General features: G+C 54.8%; 1 protein-coding gene and 1 pseudogene. One reads left to right on the top strand and one right to left on the bottom strand.

The features are described from left to right. Nucleotides 1-160 (bottom strand): Asp-tRNA(Asn)/Glu-tRNA(Gln) amidotransferase subunit GatC (gatC, locus tag G392_RS12710; RefSeq protein ID WP_034335092.1); only part of this gene is annotated, 160 nt, incomplete at its 3' end. Between the two features lie 233 nt (nucleotides 161-393). Between gatC and G392_RS12705 the strand changes: the two are divergent. Next, nucleotides 394-1,247: pseudogene (locus tag G392_RS12705) on the top strand (rod shape-determining protein); the annotation flags it as partial.

Here is a 1,247-nt window from a genome sequence, read left to right as displayed (position 1 = left end):
GCGCCATCGCTTCAACGCCGTCCGTATCCACTGCCTGCATTTTTTCAATCAGGGCGAAAATGTCGTTCAGTTCGCCCAACATGGCGGCTTGTTCGGCATCGTCCAATTGCAGACGCGCCAAACGGGCAATTTTTGCCACATCATCGGGGGTGAGTGCCATCGGCATTTCCTTAAAATTCTGTTTTAGCATTGGGGGAAATTAGGGTATCATTGCGGGCTTGTTTGCGCGGCAATGCGCGATTATAGCCAAGATGCGGTAAAATTCATACTGTTGTCGGGGCGCAAAGGCGTTCCCCGTGCCGTTTTGCGGTTTGTCATCCAGCCGTTTCCGTTGCGCGTCTGCGTTGGAAAACGTGTTGAAACCAATGATAAAATATCAATCAGGAATATTTTATGCTGTCTTTTTTGAACCGTTTTTTTTCCAACGACCTTGCCATTGATTTGGGTACGGCGAACACACTGATTTATGTCGGCGGTAAGGGCATCGTATTGGACGAACCTTCGGTGGTGTCGGTTCAGGACGACCCGATGGGAAGCGGTAAGAAAATCACTTTGGCGGTGGGGCGGGAAGCCAAAAAAATGCTCGGGCGCACGCCCGAAACCATACAGGCGGTGCGCCCGATGAAAGACGGTGTGATTGCCGACCCGCTTGTAACCGAGCGCATGCTCAAAGAATTTATCCGCAAAGTCAATAATAACCGTTTTTTCTCCGCACCGCGCATTGTGATTTGCGTGCCGTGCGGTTCGACACAGGTCGAGCGCAATGCGATTCGCAATTCGGCGGAAGCGGCGGGCGCGTCCGAAGTGTTTTTGATTGAAGAGCCGATGGCGGCGGCGTTGGGGGCACCACCGAAGTGGGGATTATTTCGCTTTCGGGCGTGGTGCATTCGCAATCGGTGCGGGTGGGCGGCGATGCTTTTGACGAAGCCATCGTTCACTATGTGCGCCGCAATTACGGCATGATGATTGGCGAATCCACCGCCGAAGCCATCAAAAAACAAATCGGTTCGGCGTTTCCGGGCATGGAGGTAACGGAAATGGAGGTGAAAGGGCGCAATTTGGCGGAAGGCGTGCCGCGCTCGTTCATCATTACCTCCAATGAAGTGCTGGAAGCGCTTGCCGACCCGATTTCGCAAATCGTCCATGCCGTGCGCGGCACTTTGGAGCGCACCCCGCCCGAATTGGGCGCGGACATTGCCGAGCGCGGCTTGGTGCTGACCGGCGGCGGCGCACTGCTCAAAGGCTTC

It is taken from the genome of Conchiformibius kuhniae DSM 17694, assembly GCF_000428785.1.
Lineage (GTDB): Bacteria > Pseudomonadota > Gammaproteobacteria > Burkholderiales > Neisseriaceae > Conchiformibius > Conchiformibius kuhniae.
Note: the sequence above shows the minus strand (reverse complement) of the source record. Positions and strands in the feature narration are given on the sequence as shown.